Source organism: Vibrio sp. 10N.261.52.C11 (genome assembly GCF_041471405.1).
Lineage (GTDB): Bacteria > Pseudomonadota > Gammaproteobacteria > Enterobacterales > Vibrionaceae > Vibrio > Vibrio crassostreae_C.
The window spans coordinates 133,732-150,995 of record NZ_JBFROI010000004.1; the positions used below are offsets into that span (position 1 = coordinate 133,732).

The window sequence follows — 17,264 nt, forward strand, 5'->3', positions numbered from 1 at the left end:
CTAAAAAGAAAATGGGAGCCGAAAGGCTCCCATTTTTGTATTTATAACGTTTGGTCTAATGCTGCTTGAAGTTCGTGAGATAGAACATTGAACGTCCTACGACAGTCTCAAGGATTCGAACGGAATCAAGCCCAAAGCTATTAAACATTATCTCGCGGAATTGACCATCTGAACTGATGTTAAACTGTTCAGGGCTCTTGACCTGGGAGGCATGGAAAAACATCAATTTGATCACGAATCGAAATTGATCATTATCTAGAGCGGCTTGCCAAGATTGAATGAATACTTCTTCCGATGAGAACTCTAGATTCTCTATAACAATTGATAGCATGTGTTGGTGTAACGCTGATCGGATAGCGCGGGTCGATGGATAATAGCCCTGAAGCGTCGTCAAACTAATGCCAATTTCTTGAGCAATCCTTGCATAAGTTAGTGCTTCATGTCCTTCAGCCAGAAAAAGGTTTAGTACGATCTCATCGTAGTGCTTTTGATTTTCTAGTTTCTGTACTTGAGTAATTCGAGCCATTACAAATCTCTATTGATTGTAACATTCTGTAAAAGAGTATATTAAGAGCTTATGAATTAAATCTCAAACTCCAAGGGTAAATAACTGGTCAATTTATCGTTAAATATAGTCAGTATTGTGTCATTGGTTCAATTATCAATCAGATTTTGGCATAAACAAAAACACCGCCCTATTGAGCGGTGTGTTATTTAAAGTCTTTGTTTATCTATGCTAATTCAGATGACTAGAACGGATACCAAAATAACTGCGGCTCTAGAATGCGTTTCGCAATGGCTAACACCACGATAAAAGCGATGACACCTAAACAAACAAAGTCGATACGTTTCAAAGGTGCATAGCTATACCAAGTGCGAGCTTTGTGTCGGCCAAAACCTCGTAACGTCATTGCGTTAGAGATCTCGTCTGCTCGGTCCAAGCTAGAGAAAATGAGCGGGCCTAGAACCTTAGCCACATTTTTGATTCGAGTAATTAGAGGCGCTTTCTTTGAGAGCTCTACACCACGAGCCTGTTGAGCATGCATGATATTGATGAAGTCTTTCTTAACTTCTGGCAAGTAACGCAGTGTTAAGCTGACCGCATAGGCGATCTTGTAAGGAACACCGATACGGTTGAGGCTAGCTGCAAACTCAGTCGGATGCGTTGTGAAGACAAAAATCAACGCTATCGGGAACATGCTCATGTATTTGAGCGTCACAGTAACCAAGTAAAACAGAGTCTCTTGGCTCAACGAGTAGTTACCCGGCAATGTCAGCAATAAGGTTTTGCTGCCGATGAGCTCAGTACCTTGCTGTGGAGCCAGCAGATACATGAACAAAGCATTTAGGCTCAATACACTCGCCGTACCCAATAACAGAGGCTTATATACGCGTACAGGCACATTGGTCAGCTTTAGCAGGTATAAACCAGTCACAATAAGCAGTGCAATCAATCTTAGGTCGAACGTAGTTAAGACCACGGTTACCCAAGCTAAGAAGAGCGCAAATTTGGTGATGCCGTTAAGTGCATGAAGCGGTGATTTTGTATCAATGTAATTGATGCCGAATTTTACTTTTGATACGTTCATTGAGCGCTTCTCTCGTAGTCGATGAAGTACTGCATGAATGCGTTGGTGTCGTCGATTTTCATCATAGTCGCGAGTTCATAAATGCTGGTGGTACAAAGATTTGCGCGTTCTAACAGCGATGGCTGACTGAATACTTCCGTCATCGCGGCATTGGCAATCAGCTTGCTGTCAGCAATGACAATTGAGCGTGTGGTGTACTCTAGAACAAGGTGCATGTCGTGTGAAATGATCACGACGGTGATACCTAACTCGCGGTTAAGCTTTTGGATAAACGCCAGCATTGAGGTGTAGTTGCGGTAATCTTGACCCGCTGTTGGTTCATCCAAGATCAGAAGCTCTGGCTCCAATACTAAGATAGAAGCGATCGTTACGCGTTTTTTCTGACCGTAGCTTAGCGCTTCGATTGGCCAGTGGCGGAACTTGCTCAAGCCACACAGCTCAAGAACGTTTTCCACCTTCTCTTTGATTTCCTGCTCTGCAACCCCACGATTACGCAGACCGAATGCAACTTCATCAAAAATCATATGATGAGAGATCATATGATTTGGGTTCTGCCTCACGACACCGACTTTCTGGCTTCTTTCAAAGATAGAAAGCTCAGATAGGTCTTCACCATTTAGATAGGAAGAGCCTGAATCGGCATCGATCACACCCATGATGAGTTTAGTGATGGTAGATTTGCCTGAACCGTTTTTGCCTAAGATTGAAACGAACTCACCCTTACCAATCTTAAAGCTGACATCTTCGAGAGCGTTCTTTTCACCATCGTAAGAGTAAGTCAGGCCGTGGACCTCAAGCAAAGGTTGGTACTGCTTCTCGGCAACTGGAGTCGGGCGCTCTGCAAACCAAGCCTGAACCGCAGGGCGGAATCTTTTGTAATCGAGAGCTTTGAGGTTTGATAGCTTATCTTCACTGGTCAAAGGTGCTTTCGCTGCCTTCAGAGCAGATAAATAAAGTGGTTCACGAATACCGTGTGTTTCAAGCAGTTCAGAAGCTAAGATTTCATCGGGTGTCATGTCAGCAACGATTTCACCGCGTTCCATTAAGATCACGCGGTCGATATCGCGATGTAGGACATCCTCGAGGCGGTGCTCGATAATCACGATGGTCTTGTTGGTTTCTTTATGCAGCTGGTCGATGATCTCAATCGTTGCCTTGCCGGTTCTAGGGTCAAGGCTTGCTAGAGGCTCATCAAACAGCAAGATATCAACGTCATCAACTAAGATGCCCGCTAACGATACTCGCTGTTTTTGACCACCAGAAAGGTCATGAGGTGAACGCTCAAGCATGTCCGCTAGGTCGACCATTTTTGCCGTCGACTTAACTAACGGGTACATGTCAATGTTCGACATCAACTGGTTTTCGAGTGCGAAAGCGATATCTTCACCGATACTCAAACCGACAAACTGGCTGTCAGTATCTTGTAATACGGTGCCGACTTGCTCGGTATAATCGTGCATCGAAAACTCAGAGATATTCTTGCCGTTTATCTCTAAAGAGCCTGTTACCTCACCTTTGATTGCATGAGGTATCAAACCATTGAGACACTGACCTAGGGTAGATTTACCACTACCACTTGGTCCAATAATGACGATTTTCTCTCCTTTCTCTATCCTTAGATTGATATTTTTTAGCGTCGGTTTATCCAGCGACTCATATCTAAAAGAGAAGTTCGAAAATGCTATAGTCATTATCGCTTATGCCTCAGTCAGGTTGCGGCTTTGTTTGTTGCGTTTAGCGACTGATTTTAGGATCAGGAAGCCCACAACAGCGATCAGAATGGTGTTACCCGCTGCGATGATAGACAGCTGAGTGAAGACTTTAGTAAACGGTTCTGCGTATAGGATGGTGTCGAGTAACGCAGAGCAGCCATAGCCTACAACGTTACCTGCAAGGGCCAGTATCACGAACAATACAAAATCTTTCATTGGCAGTTCACCTTGTTGAAGGCGGTTCTTAGTCATCATTGGGAATAAGCCGATAACCATGCCTACGATACCTGAGCCTAAAACCCAAGTTAACCACACGCCCCAGCCTGCGAATAGATCCGTAACCCAGTGACCGATAAAGCCAACTAAGAAGCCAACAATTGGGCCGAACAAAACAGAAAACAGTGCTAGAACTGCCATCGCTGGTTTCAATGTCGTGTTCGCAAACACTGGGACACCAAACATAGGTAAACCACCAATGCCGTACAGTGCCGCGCCAATGGCAATAACGACCACTGTTTTAGCTGAAAAGTTCATAGATAACCTCGAATACTGAAAGATAAAGCTTAATAAAGAACGAATATTCGCCATTATTAATATGCGTCTCAATGAGAACGTTTTTTGGGCAAATATAAAAAATAAGGCGCGCATTATACAGTAGAACCCTTCCATAAGGGAAGGTAAGTGTCTAGATGTCTAAAATTCCATCTGAACACCTAAATATCGTGTAAAAAGCGCAATTTTACGGTTAATCAAGCAACAAAAAAGCCAGAGCGGGTCTGGCTTTTTCATTCGTCTTAACAATGTGTTAAGCGGGTTCGTCACATATCTACGCCCGTTTAGTGGTCTAGGTATAGATAGTTTTGCCAACTCTTCATGCGAATAAGGACCTTACGCATGATAGACACGTGAGTGAAGCTGTCAGAATAAACGGCAACTTCAACCGCGGTACCCATAGGTAAATGGTAGTCAGACAGATCATCAGTGATGCTCAATTTAACAAACACACGACCACTGGTACGCAACGCATCAGTACCTAGAAGCGCGCCTCTAGCTTGGAATTGGCTCTCACCAATAGCTGGAATCACTTCATCAATACGTCCTTTGAATATCTTCCCTGGCAATGCTCTAAACAAGAACTCAGCTTCGTAACCCGGTTGCAGGCGTTGTAAGGAGTTTTGTCTGAACGCAGCGGTATAGAATTGTTCTTCTGTGTGAACAAACGTCATTACCGGAGCTAAAGGAAGCGGCACTGCCATAACGCCTGGGCGCAATGCTAGCTGCGTAACGTATCCGTCAGTGGGAGCTCGAACCACGGTTTGCTCTAAATCAAACTGAGCTTTACGCAATTCAGCCAGTAAGCTTAAAACGGCTGTATTCTCGCCACCAATTTCAGAGTCTAAGGCGATTTTTGCCTGTTCTAGATTAGCATCTGCCACTTTCACGGCGGCTTCTGATGCCTTGTAAGCTTGTCTGCGAGTATCTAATTGTTGCTCAGTGAAGGCTCCGCTGTCATAACCGCGCTTGTAACGAGAGAATTCACGTTGGGCTTTATCTCTCTCTGCGATGGCTTTGATTTTTGCAGCCTCAGCTTCAGCCACTTCAGATTCCATTCCAAGCGCACCTTGGCTTGCTTCCTTTACTTTAGCTTCTAATCTTGCAACTTCAGCTTCGAATGGAACTGGGTCGATTTTGAAAAGAATATCCCCTTCCTTCAGAGGTTTGTTTGCCTCTACTGGCACTTCGATAACTTTACCCCTAACGCCTGAAACGACTGGCGTTGTTGAGTAAACTTGATTACCAATTTGCGTGAAAGGGTGGTTGTAGTTCATCAGTAGGATCAAAGTACCTATGATGACGACACCACCAAGAACGGCGGTAGGCACGGTCCATTTATTGAGCGGGATATTAAATACTTTGAAGATGGTGATACAAAGTGCCGCGTAGGTCATTATCAGCAGTAAATCCATTACTTAGCCTCCTGATCTTGAACGTTGTTGGTCTCTTTCTCTGAACTGTTTTGCCCAGCACCAGCTTGCTTGAGCTGTGCGATTTCTTCCTGAAGGGTACTCACTTGCTCGATGAGAATATCGACGCGATGATGAATATCGTGTTGCTCTTCTTCTAATTTAGCGAAGCCCCAACCACGATCTTTACGCCACAGCGTTGCCCAGATCCAAAGGAATGGCCAAATAGCGTGTAAGGTGAATAGGCTAACCCAGCCTGAGACATGAATAGCATCTTGATGAGGGTGGTTGCGTTCTTTAGCTATTTCATAGGGAATATCGTGAATAACGATGATGCCGTAAAAGATAACCAATGCTACGAAAATCAGTAGACCGAGTGCAAAGTAGTCTAAAAACATAACAGATCCTTGTAATGTTAGATATTAGTTATAAATATACTACGCTATCATCTAAGCAATTGTTATAAAAATGATTTACCGAGTTGAAAATAATGTGTTGTCGCTTCTAATGCGAATAAAAGCATTGATGAATCTTATAAATTCTCATCGCGTTTGAAGAGGCTATTTCGACTTTCTGGTTGGTATTTAAGCTGAAATGATGACAGTTAAGATTCTGAATGACGGGCATAACCACAAGGGACAAATACGGATGTATATAGGTGAATTGGCGGCCATTGGCGCTGCAATTGTGTGGGCATGTGCGACATGGATCTATGGGCAATTTGGACATCGCTTCTCTGCGATGCAATTTAACATTGTTAAGGGTGTAGTGGCGTCAGGGATGATGTTGCTGGTGATGCCTCTTATACCGATGCCGGAGTTTGAACTGAGTACCAACCATTTTCTGATATTGGCAATTTCAGGTGTGATTGGCATTGCGATTGGAGATAGCGCCTATTTTGCAGCGTTGAAAAGAATCGGTGCTAATAAGACGTTGTTACTGGAGTCTTTAGCCCCGCCTCTCTCTGGTGTGTTGGCATTAATATTCCTTGGCGCTGTATTGACAGTGCAAAGCTGGCTCGGTGTCGTGATTACAACATTGGCGGTGACCTTCGTTGTCTTCCAACCATCAAAATCGGTGAGCGGTAAATCGAATGACCAAGAGCAGTGGGGTGGCATTGGTTATGGGCTTGTGGCGAGTGTCTGTCAGGCATCTGGTGTGGTTATCTCTCACTACGCGCTAGTGGCGGGTGATATTCCACCATTGTTAGGTGCGCTGATTCGCCTGACGATTGGCGTGTTTGCTGTGATGCTGATTATCCCTTTTGTTGAAAAGAAGCCGTATTCATCGATAAAAAGAGACCTATGGGAAATGACTAGGTTCGATAAACTGTGGTTATTAGGGGCAATCTTTGTCGGAACGTTTCTCGCTTTATGGCTTCAACAAGTGGCGTTGAAAAATGCTAACCCTGCGATTGCACAAACGTTGATAGCGACCAGCCCGGTCTTTATTCTGGTGATCTATGCGCTGAAAGGGGAGAAAGTGTCAAAACAAAGTATCATCGGGACGCTTGCCGCCCTTGCTGGTATTTCTCTGTTCTTTTTTCAATAAGCTGTTGGCCTTAGCTACAGAGTGACATGCCATTACTCTGTACACACTTGATTACGGCCGTTGGCTTTAGCTCGGTATAGCGCTTTATCGGCACGGTAGAAGGTACGTTGAGTATTCTCTCCGTCACGATGTAAAGTGATACCGATACTCACGGTCAAACCGCGCTCCCCAAGTATCTCATGCCAACCGAATTGGAAGATGCGCTCTCGATAATTTTCAGAGTGCATTTCTGCTTTAGGGAGATCAGTGTTCTCTAGAATGACGAGGAACTCTTCTCCACCAAACCTGACACACGATGCGCCTCTAAACTTAAAGTATGAACGCAGCTCTTGAGACACACTAACAATCGCTTTATCACCCACTAAGTGACTCAGTTCATCATTGATAGACTTGAAGTGGTCAATATCAATAACCATCAGGGCGAAAGAGGTATCGTGCAGCAGCATGTCTTTCAATTTCACATCTAACCAGCGACGGTTGTGTAACCCTGTCAATGGATCGGTGAATACGTCTTGTTGAAGCTGAGCCACCGCATTCTTGTGTTGTTCAGTCGTCTCTTTCAACTCTTTGTTCTCTTGTTCAGAGAGAATGAGTTTGAGTTGTAATTCAAAACGGGACAGGCGGCGTAGCTGGCTTGCACCGAGTTCACTGATCGGGATCTGCTTCATCAGATCGGTTTCAATTCGGTAGCCTTTTTTCTCATAGCTTAGCGCTTCTTGAAAACGCCCTTGATTCATACACACATCACTCAGCGAATCGTAGAATCGTTTTGCAAGTACTGGCGACGAGTAGGCTTTCACGCGTTTGTCTGTGCTCGACAAAATCATGCTCGCGTAGTCTTGCTTGCCGGTTGCACTTAGGCAATGTGCGAGCTCTAGACGAGTCATGGTTGCAAGCCAGCTTGCTTGAGTGCTGTTGGCTGGGTATTGAACCTTAGACAGACAGCGTAGCGCTTCATGGTGTTTTTTCTTAGCGCGCAGCACCTTTGCTTGGTAAAGCAGTATTTGAGCTGTGAGCAACTTGTCACTGACCAAAATACTCAGTTCTTCGCACTCATTCAGTAAATCGCTGGCTGCTGTAATGCGATTGAGTAGAAGTAGGCTTGCTACCATATGCAGCTTGAATTTGAGGCGAAGTGAGCGACTGCTTATCGCATGGTCTATGCTGCTGATTTTTTGGTAGTAACGAAGTGCTCTGTTGTGATCGCCATAGGAATCACACAGGTTGCCCATGCCTAAAATAGCTAATACATACTCATCGATATGACCGTGTTCAACCGCGATAGTCGATGAACTGACGAATTCATTGAGTGCTGAGGTGTAATCACCAGTTTCAACTAAGCGGTCACTTAAACTGGTTTTGACTGTCAGAATATCTTCGATATCGGCAGGAAGGTGGAGCAGATCGAGTGCTCGTCTCAACTCTTCGATACTGGTTTGATTTTGTTGTAACTCGGCACGGTATTCAGAGCTAATGATATAGCAGTGCGCTTGCTCTGTTTGCGTTGTCGAAACGTGCTGACGAATGTGGTTCCAGAAGATGATCGCTTCTTCACCTGATACTGATGAAGGGTCTAAACCGGCGTCTGTGATCTTGCTTAATAGAGTTTCCATTATTCTATTACCTCAGCATCGTCTTCTTCTAATTGTTCAAGCGTGAACGGGAACGTCAAAATATCATTGAGGCTGACGGTCGGTTTCGAACCCTTTAGTCCTTTTCTATGCCATGGATAGATATCAAGCATGGTGCTGAGAGTTTGGAAGGTTTGCTCTGCGGCTTCGCCTTTTTCGGAAAGCATAAGGGCCACACGTTCAGAACTTAGCCTTGCGATGAAGTCATTCTGGTTACATAAAGCATGAGCAATCTCGGTACAGACATCTAAGTAATCAGTATCGACATGATGGAACATAATGATGCTGTGGTTTGAACGTTTAAGCTCTGTCTTGAACAGCACCAACTTTTCCCACCAAAAGGTTTCAGAGACAACGTAAGAGAGGTGCTTTTCAGGATCGTACTCGTGCTGACCGCGAATACGATTAATCAGTTTTCGTGCTCTCTGTTCAAGTTGGCGTTTTGAACTGCGTGCTTTGTCCAAACCGACACGTGTCGTTTGCTCTTTGAGCATGCCGATAGAATATTGACGGTACTTTTTAAAGGCGACGAGCGCGGCTTGGAAGTCTTGGTTTTCTTCCGCCACCAAGGATTGTTGGTAACAGATTTGGCTCAGCAACTCGCCATTATCGAACTCGTTTGCGGATTGTTCTGCGAGCCTCAGTAATTCCGCCGCTTGTTCTGGTCTTTTTCTCAGGAGCTCCAATCTAGCTCGGCTGATGTATGAGTGCGCCTTCATCCAAACTAGGTTGTGTTTAACTGCCAGATTGTGCGCTTTGGCCGTGGCGCGCTCCGCGTCATCTAAGCGTTCAAGACCAAGTAGGGCAAGGCCTCGAAAGTCCCATACCTCTGCATGCCAAGTGTTATCTTTATGGTCTTTTAATGCTTCTTCTGCACCGTCCAATACCGACAGCATTTCAACATAGTTGTTGAGCAGGTAGTAATCCCACGCAAGCAGTATTCTGGCTTTACCCTCTAACCAACCAATGCGGCTGTTGTTAGCAACTTTAACGGCAAGCTGGTGGGTAGAACGTGCAAGTTTATATTCGTGGGTCATCCGCCAAATATTGCCAAGGCCAATGAGGCATTCAATTTGAATTTCGACTTCATCAACCAACGCGGACTGCTCTAAAGCATTGATCCAGAACTGTTGGGCGGAATAGTACTTGGCTTGTCCCCAGAACTGGAGCGCGTGTAAATGGAGGATTTCGGGCAGAAAAAGATCGGTATCTAATCGGCTTTGGCGCTTGTAGGCTTCCTTGATGTATTTTAAACCTTTTTGGTAATCCATCAGGTTCCAGCTACATCTTGCCATTAACATTAATGACTGGATGGCACCCTCTTCAAACAGAACTTGCTCTGATCGGACTAGGCACTGTTGGGCAACCTCTAGGATCACCGATGGCTCAGAGTCGACTCGAGTTTTGAGTTTTTCTAATTCTGTTTCAAGAAGGTACTGATTTTTGTCCAAGACTTACATCCATGATTATCGAACATATTGATAACACAATCATTATAAGAGTGTAATTTGAGATAAGCACCAATTATCTTTCGTAGAGCGTCAAAGGAACATCGATCTTTTCTAATTATGGGTGTTACCTCATGTTGTCGCTTTAAAATCAATGAGTTCCCGAATAATTACCTAGAGGCTTTGTTGCTATGAAAGTAGTTGCTTTAGAGTTAATGGCAGCTCCGCTACGCCTAAGCGTTGTGCTGCCGTGAGCCCTTGCTTATCTTGGTAGCACAGATTGTGCCAAGCTCTAAATATGTCGAGCAATGGAAGAATGCCCCCAGGACGAAGCTTACGTCTGGGCTCATTAATAAAGCTATCAAATAACAACTGAAAGCGCTGTTGATAGAACTTAGTTTGTTGAATTGAGGCTGTGTTAAACCACTGTTTTGGTTCTGGATTGTTACCGGTTAGGTAGCAGATACCTTTCTGGTTATCACCCTGATTGGCAATAGCCCAGCGATCTCGCCACCAACTCATGTGAACGATGTCGATCTTTTCAAAACTTTGGTCGTCTTGCCAGCCTGAATCTTCTTCGACATACATGAGGTCAATATTTTGACTCTGAATGCGCGGCAAACATACACTTAAAGCGGCAGATCTTAGTAATGGATCTTGTGGCATATAGATGGCGACATGCTTGTCTTCGTTACACATATCCAACACATGTAAGAAGTGAGCATAAGAGGTATAAGGCGGTCGAATGAGAGCGCCTTTTGAAGGGTAACTAAATGTGGTGAGGTTACCCATAGGGTCCTCAACGTTACCTCTCGCAAGAATCACTTGGTACTGCTGTTCAATGCGCTCTTTTAGTTTGTCAGAGGGCTGAGGCAGTTCGAGATTTGCTTCTGAAGAGTGCTCTTTGGATACAAATCGTGCCACATCATCATAAGGGTTATGGTCGACGTTTCCTGATGGTTCTTCATTTTGAGAGTAGTTAACGTGTTGGCAAAGTATATAGCCAGAATGCGCCTCGCCCGTCGCTATCCACACCACACCGTTGTTACTTTGTGGTTGCAGACGCTGGTAGTGAGATGCGAACTCGTAATCTTTCGCATGGTTAACCCATCGTGCATCGATCATCGCTAATTTACGACGACAACGGCTCGCGATATGGTCAACATGATCATAGAAAGTCTTTGGGTTGATCTCTAATTTTCGGCAGATTTCACGTACGGAATAGCCCATGAACAGTAAGCCCATGAGGTTCTCTTGAAATTGGAGTTTTTTATTGGATCCAGACCATTTATCAACGAAGGTTGTTTGGCAGTCTTTGCATCGATAACGCTGCCTGTCGCCACTGTAGCCGAAGGCATGATAAAGATGTTTATGGGTATGAACCGATAAGCCGAAGTTATCGCAATCATCATTACGACAAGCAGGGAGCCCGTCGCTGTGAAGTTGTCTTAAGCGATGAAGTTCGCTTAACACTTCACGATTGTTAAGTAAGGGGGGGAAAGCTCCACATTCACGACAAACCATCGCTGGACGCTTAGGGTTCGCGTGTTGCAAAACATACCGTTTTGCATCGCTCAAGCCAAAGTTGTCACACGCCAATGTTTTACAAAAGTTGAGTTGCAAACCATCCGCATCTTTTGGCAGCTTGTCGTTAGACACGATCTCCCCCTCGGGATTATTTGAGCAGCCAAGCGAGCCTGGCTGCGGGGTAACGCTTTTCAATGTATCTTTTATCAAATCGTTAGATGTTGATTGCTGTCTCTAGAGCAACTTTCATCATGTCGTTGAAAGACTTTTGACGCTCTTCAGAACTTAGTTTTTCACCACGGATGATGTGGTCAGATACTGTTAGGATAGTTAGTGCTTTAGCACCAAGGTCTGCAGCAACGCCGTAGATACCAGCCGCTTCCATATCAACACCTAGGATGCCTAGCTTTTCCATTTTTTCGAAAAGGTCAGCTTCTGGAGTGTAGAAAAGGTCTGCAGAGAATACGTTACCAACTTTAACTGGAACTTCTTGTGCACGAGCTTGGTTTACTGCTTCTTCTAGAAGACCGAAATCAGCTATAGCAGCGAAGTCGTGGTTGTTGAAACGAATGCGGTTTACTTTTGAGTCAGTAGATGCACCCATGCCGATAACAACGTCCATTAGTTTAACGTCGTCACGTACCGCTCCACAGCTACCTACACGAATAACGTTTTTCACGCCGAACTCAGCGATTAGCTCGTGTACGTAGATGCAGCATGATGGGATACCCATACCGTGGCCCATTACAGAAACTTTCTTACCTTTGTAAGTGCCTGTGTAGCCAAACATGTTGCGAACGTCACAAACTTGCTTCACGTCATCAAGGAATGTTTCTGCAATGTATTTTGCGCGAAGCGGGTCGCCCGGCATAAGTACTGTTTCTGCGAAATCACCAGCTTGAGCATTAATATGAGGTGTAGCCATGGTCGTTCTCCAAAGTTTAAACGGTAATTATAGGAACAGGATTTAATCAATTACCGATTCTGTTGAATTGAATTCGTTTTGTTGAGGCAATATTAGCGAGTTAGAACGTGGATCCATGAGACTTTAGTCACAAAACAGGTCTGCCATTATAGTTTTATTAATATTGATAACTAAATCTGTTGAAAGCGTAAAGGCAATCGATTTTGTATGGGTTAATTGCAAGCGAATGAGAGGAAAAGGCCCACACATAAACTTGTTGTCTATCAGTTTCGAGACAACAATACGTTGTAGAGACGTTTGATCAGAGATAATCTAAACTTTGATAAAAGACAAACCAAGGATTTGTATGTCGCATTGCGCTAACTCGACGCCTTTGCCGTCAATGAAAACACGACTTCACAGGGCGGTGTCGCTTGTTGTAAGAACTACTTTGCTTGCCAGCGGGATAGCTTCATCGTGGGTGTCTGCTGCAACCTTTGAATTGCCACCAACGGAAAGCCGCATTGTGGGCAGAATCCAGCAGCATGAAGTGGCGGCGGGCGAAACCTTGGCCATCATTGCCAAGCAATACGATATTGGTTTTCTCTCTTTAATGGCAGCCAACAAAGGGGTGGATCCTTTTCTTCCCGCGGAAGGCTATGTGTTAAGCATTCCAAGCCGCTTGATTTTGCCTGACACCCCAAGAAAGGGGATTGTCATCAATCTTGCTGAGTTAAGGTTGTATTACTTTGAGCCTGAGAAAAATCAGGTGCATGTTTTCCCTGTCGGCATCGGTCGAGTGGGGCGTGATACTCCCGAGATGATCACCAAGATAAGCCAAAAAAGACCGAATCCAACATGGACGCCACCAAATTCAATCCGCAACGAGTATCTTGAAAAGGGCATTGAATTACCGAGAGTGGTTCCTGCCGGGCCGGAAAATCCATTGGGAGAGTACGCTTTGAGGCTTGCTTATGGCGCTGGCGACTATTTGATCCATGGTACAAACAAAGATTTCGGGATAGGTTTACGAGTTAGCTCTGGTTGTATCCGAATGGAACCTAAAGACATTGAGTGGCTGTTTGAGCAAGTGAACCGTGGTGAACAGGTCACCATTATCAATGAGCCGATTAAGGTGTCATTAGAGCCTGATAGAAGTGTGTTTGTAGAAGCGCACGAGCCATTAACTCGAAGTGATGGTTCAAAGAAATCATTACAGATCCCTGTGGAACTAAAATGGTGGCTTGAAGACGCAGAACTGCCAAATTCAAAGGCGAAAGCGGTTATCTTTGCTCAAAACGGCGTACCTGTAGAGATAGCACCACCTGTGATTGAGTTTTAATTCGATTGCCTCTTCTGCAACAAGGGGCGGTTTTATCTTGTTTACTCGCATTAGTGTCACCCAAAAAAAGCACCACATCCGATAAGAAGTGGTGCTGTCTATATACTGCTTTTTGCGACTTATTTAATCTACAGCTTAATCGCGATTAGATCTCAAACTACTTAGTGTAAGACTCAGCGATGTTGTCGATACGGTCGTTAGCACGGTCCGCTTCTTCTTTCGCTGCCATTGCGGCTGCTTCTGCTTCTTGAGCCTTCATTTCTGCGGCTGCTTTGTCACTCTTAAGTGCTTCAACTTCGCTTGTTAGTTGAGCGACTTGGTTAGTTAGTTGATCCATTTCTGACACTGCAGCTTCTTCTGGCTCTGAAGAACAACCGGCTAAAATGAAAACTGATGCTGCAGCTGCGATTAACGTCTTATTCATAAGAACTCCTTGCTTATTTATCATCAAAAGATGCGCTATACATTCTTTATCATATAGTCGCTTCATTAATGATTGTAGCGACTAATTTTTTAACTGCAAAAACAATAACTAAAGAAATTGCTAAATTTTTGAGTTAATTAGCTAAGTATCACGTTGTGTCTCATTTATGAGATGAAGGATTTAGAGACGACTTGAAGGTGTTTTTGGAGAGCTATCCCTTTGCTAGCAATGCATACGTTGTTCTAGCTAAAGATAGATAAAGGGATAAATTTACTGTGATCTCTATCCTTATAAAGTACTTTCGCGGTATCATGTCACGTTAAATTAATTTTATTCAATACCATCATGACTGGAGAGTCCTTTGCACTTTAAAGATTTAGGCTTAGATAACCGCTTACTGAAGAACTTAAAACATTACGACTTCAAGAAGGCGACAGAGATCCAATCAAAAGCGATCCCTGTTGCTATTGCTGGTAAGGATCTATTGGCTTCATCAAAAACGGGATCAGGAAAAACATTGGCGTTTGTGTTGCCAATGATACATAAAGCATTAAAAACAAAAGCGTTTTCTGCTAAAGATCCTCGTGGTGTAATTTTGGCTCCTACTCGTGAGCTAGCGAAGCAAGTTTACGGCGAACTGCGTAGCATGCTTGGTGGTCTGTCTTATGAAGCGGCGCTTATCTTAGGTGGTGAGAACTTTAACGACCAAGTTAAAGCACTGCGTAAGTACCCTCGTTTTATCGTTGCGACTCCAGGCCGTCTTGCTGACCACCTAGAACATCGTTCATTGTTCCTAGATGGTGTTGAAACGCTAATCCTTGATGAAGCGGACCGTATGCTTGATCTGGGTTTCGCTCCAGAACTTCGTCGCATTGCCAATGCAGCTAAACACCGTCGTCGTCAAACGTTGATGTTCTCTGCAACGTTAGATCACGCTGAAGTAAATGGCATTGCGAATGAAATGCTAGACGCACCTAAGCGTATCTCTGTTGGTGTTTCTAACGAGCAACACTTAGATATCACACAGAAATTCTACTTATGTGATCACCTAGATCACAAAGAAGCGATTTTAGACCGTGTACTGGAAGAAGCTGAATACCGTCAGGTAATGATCTTCACAGCAACACGCGCTGATACTGACCGTTTAACAGATAAGTTGAACGAGAAGAAGCTTAAAGCGGTAGCACTGAGTGGTAACCTAAACCAAACGCAACGTAATGCTATTATGAGCCAGTTCGAGCGTGCGGTTTACAAGATCTTGGTAACTACCGATGTTGCTTCACGTGGTATTGATATTCCAAACGTGAGCCACGTTATCAACTTTGATATGCCTAAGCATACGGAAGAGTACGTGCACCGTGTAGGTCGTACTGGCCGTGCGGGTAACAAAGGCGATGCGATTTCTTTGGTTGGTCCAAAAGACTGGGACAGCTTCAAGCGTGTTGAACTTTACCTTCAACAAGATTTGACCTTCTCTGTACTTGAAGGCCTAAAAGGTAAATTCAAAGGCATTAAGCCACGTAAACCTGCGTTTGCTAAAGGCGGTCCTGCTAAGAAGAAGACCAACACTCAAGCGAAGAAAACGCCGAAGAAACCAGTTAAGCGCGATAAGAGCTTCCACCAAAATGTGGCCGTGGGTGATACCGTGTTTATCCCTAAGAAGAAAGTCGCACCAAAAGTGGACGACGAGTAATCACCAGCCAGTTTTAAAGCGTTTGCTAGTAAAACTGACATAAATAAAAACCGCCAATATTAGGCGGTTTTTTTGTATCTGACTTTTGTGCCTAAGAGGTGCTGCCTCAGGTTACGGAGTTGCTCTAAAGGCTTTAGAAATCAAATGTTGAGAATGAAAAAGCTAGGATATGGTCGGCAATGTATTTGTGTGTGGCGGTGGTTGGGTGCGTCACGCCCCAGAATACATAACTGTCTGAACCATAGGTCGCACAATCATTAGTTAAGCTGTGGCTTCTTAAATAGTCCGCGGCTGAGCTTCGATTGATATTAAGACAAGCATCACTCGCGTTTCGAAAGCCATGTTGTTCTGGGTTATCGGTAATGCTGGCGAACAACGCACTTGCATCGAACAACACCACGTTTTTCCCTATACCTTGGTAATACTCGGCTTGAGCTTTGATGAACTGGTTGAATTCTAAGATCTTGCCACGAACTTTTATTATCTCTTGTTCGGTAGAGTATTTGAATTGAGGGGCTTTGGTTGCATCGGGTAAGGTGAACAGCAGGATATTGTTCGCACCAGATTCTGTTAAGCGGATCAGCGCGCTGCTAAAGTCAGCCTTTACATCGGCGACTTCTCGGTTGTAATTCATGAAGTCATTGAGGCCAAACTCTAAAGTAAACAGTGAGTTTTCCGGACGATAGTTTTTGGCGACTTTCATGTAGGTCAGATAAGAGGTGACTTGATCATAAACACCAGTCAATGCCACGTATTGGTTGGTACCTGCGGCGCCACCCACAGCCCAGTTATACAGAGGGACATCTTTCGCTTTTGCTAAATACTCCGTCCAGACTAAACCATTCGAAAAGTGCCCTAAAAACCACGAATCTGCGTTCGGAAAAACCCATTGTGAGCCATTAAATAGATTACCAGTGTCGGACAGGCTATCACCAAAGGTGACAATACGATTGATGCTACTGGCTTGAAAAGCGTTGTCGTTGGTCCAGATTGAGTGGTTGTAAGAGAAGCGATTATCTGCGGCAAAGTAGGTGATGTCAGCGGCGTCATGTTGGATGTCGAGCGTCTGTTCGCAACGTTGTTTAATTTCCGATTGCGGGGCATCGCTGTAGAACATGTTTTTGAATGAAACGGAAGACCACCAATATCCGTTGATCGTGTAGTAATCACCACTCTCTTTCTTTGCCCACTTCCAGTCGGTGGCTGGGGAATCATGAGAGGCATCGGTTCGATACCAACATCTAACATATGAATAGGTCTCTGAGCCTTGTGCACTGAGTACTTGTGCAGATGTAATCGATTCAGGTGTTGGTATTGAGTCTTCAGCGGCATAAGCGCCAAAAGGCAGGGCTAACGTGAGTATTAAAGCCGTATTTTTCATCACTGTATTCTCTTTTATATTTAGATGAGCCAAACAGAAACGCTGTTGCTTGTTTCTTGTTTCTTGTTTCTTGTTTCTTGATAAGTGGATAAGTGGAT

At 44.4% G+C, this 17,264-nt stretch carries 15 protein-coding genes; 3 read left to right on the forward strand and 12 right to left on the reverse strand.

The annotated features are described in order from the left end of the window. Positions 1–55: 55 nt before the first annotated feature. The 6 genes from AB4323_RS00610 to AB4323_RS00635 form a co-directional block, all read right to left on the reverse strand. A complete protein-coding gene (locus tag AB4323_RS00610) occupies positions 56–526 on the reverse strand; it encodes a TetR/AcrR family transcriptional regulator (protein WP_372151388.1) in 471 nt (156 codons plus the stop codon). A gap of 223 nt (positions 527–749) precedes the next feature. Further along, positions 750–1,589, reverse strand: a complete 840-nt coding sequence (locus AB4323_RS00615; protein WP_017064241.1) for an energy-coupling factor transporter transmembrane protein EcfT — start codon at positions 1,587–1,589, stop codon at positions 750–752. Then, positions 1,586–3,280 (reverse strand): ABC transporter ATP-binding protein, encoded by a 1,695-nt coding sequence (locus AB4323_RS00620; protein WP_372151389.1) that lies wholly within the window; start codon positions 3,278–3,280, stop codon positions 1,586–1,588. Before AB4323_RS00620 ends, AB4323_RS00615 begins: the two co-directional genes overlap by 4 nt. A gap of 6 nt (positions 3,281–3,286) precedes the next feature. Next, a complete protein-coding gene (locus AB4323_RS00625) occupies positions 3,287–3,835 on the reverse strand; it encodes an ECF-type riboflavin transporter substrate-binding protein (protein ID WP_372103942.1) in 549 nt (182 codons plus the stop codon). 302 nt (positions 3,836–4,137) lie between these two features. After that, on the reverse strand, positions 4,138–5,268 hold the full coding sequence (locus AB4323_RS00630) for an HlyD family secretion protein (protein ID WP_050650987.1): 1,131 nt from the start codon (positions 5,266–5,268) through the stop codon (positions 4,138–4,140). After that, positions 5,268–5,663: a DUF3302 domain-containing protein gene (locus AB4323_RS00635; RefSeq protein WP_065583793.1), complete on the reverse strand. Its 396-nt coding sequence runs from the start codon at positions 5,661–5,663 to the stop codon at positions 5,268–5,270. Before AB4323_RS00635 ends, AB4323_RS00630 begins: the two co-directional genes overlap by 1 nt. Before the next feature lie 250 nt (positions 5,664–5,913). Between AB4323_RS00635 and AB4323_RS00640 the strand changes: the two genes are divergently transcribed. After that, complete coding sequence (locus AB4323_RS00640) at positions 5,914–6,816, forward strand: DMT family transporter (protein WP_372151391.1); 903 nt, start codon at positions 5,914–5,916, stop codon at positions 6,814–6,816. A gap of 32 nt (positions 6,817–6,848) precedes the next feature. Here AB4323_RS00640 and AB4323_RS00645 read toward each other — a convergent pair whose 3' ends face one another. From AB4323_RS00645 to deoD, 4 genes are all read right to left on the reverse strand, one after another. Further along, positions 6,849–8,429 (reverse strand): GGDEF domain-containing protein, encoded by a 1,581-nt coding sequence (locus AB4323_RS00645; RefSeq protein WP_017072413.1) that lies wholly within the window; start codon positions 8,427–8,429, stop codon positions 6,849–6,851. Continuing rightward, a complete protein-coding gene (locus AB4323_RS00650; protein ID WP_372151393.1) occupies positions 8,429–9,898 on the reverse strand; it encodes a hypothetical protein in 1,470 nt (489 codons plus the stop codon). The genes AB4323_RS00645 and AB4323_RS00650 overlap by 1 nt, the downstream gene beginning before the upstream one ends. A gap of 186 nt (positions 9,899–10,084) precedes the next feature. Then, on the reverse strand, positions 10,085–11,554 hold the full coding sequence (locus AB4323_RS00655) for a lactate dehydrogenase (protein WP_017064249.1): 1,470 nt from the start codon (positions 11,552–11,554) through the stop codon (positions 10,085–10,087). A gap of 82 nt (positions 11,555–11,636) precedes the next feature. Then, positions 11,637–12,347, reverse strand: coding sequence for a purine-nucleoside phosphorylase (deoD, locus tag AB4323_RS00660; RefSeq protein WP_017061880.1), 711 nt, complete (start codon positions 12,345–12,347; stop codon positions 11,637–11,639). Positions 12,348–12,693: 346 nt separating this feature from the next. Here deoD and AB4323_RS00665 point away from each other — a divergent pair, with 346 nt between their 5' ends. After that, positions 12,694–13,668 carry a L,D-transpeptidase family protein gene (locus AB4323_RS00665; protein WP_029235850.1) on the forward strand — a complete coding sequence of 325 codons (975 nt, stop codon included), beginning with the start codon at positions 12,694–12,696 and terminating at the stop codon, positions 13,666–13,668. A gap of 157 nt (positions 13,669–13,825) precedes the next feature. Here AB4323_RS00665 and AB4323_RS00670 read toward each other — a convergent pair whose 3' ends face one another. Beyond that, on the reverse strand, positions 13,826–14,092 hold the full coding sequence (locus AB4323_RS00670; protein ID WP_017064250.1) for an Lpp/OprI family alanine-zipper lipoprotein: 267 nt from the start codon (positions 14,090–14,092) through the stop codon (positions 13,826–13,828). 361 nt (positions 14,093–14,453) lie between these two features. Between AB4323_RS00670 and AB4323_RS00675 the strand changes: the two genes are divergently transcribed. Next, positions 14,454–15,785, forward strand: coding sequence for a DEAD/DEAH box helicase (locus AB4323_RS00675; protein WP_017061883.1), 1,332 nt, complete (start codon positions 14,454–14,456; stop codon positions 15,783–15,785). A gap of 133 nt (positions 15,786–15,918) precedes the next feature. On the opposite strand, the gene AB4323_RS00680 is transcribed toward AB4323_RS00675, so the two are convergent. Beyond that, positions 15,919–17,166 carry an SGNH/GDSL hydrolase family protein gene (locus AB4323_RS00680; RefSeq protein ID WP_229648274.1) on the reverse strand — a complete coding sequence of 416 codons (1,248 nt, stop codon included), beginning with the start codon at positions 17,164–17,166 and terminating at the stop codon, positions 15,919–15,921. Between the last annotated feature and the right edge of the window lie 98 nt (positions 17,167–17,264).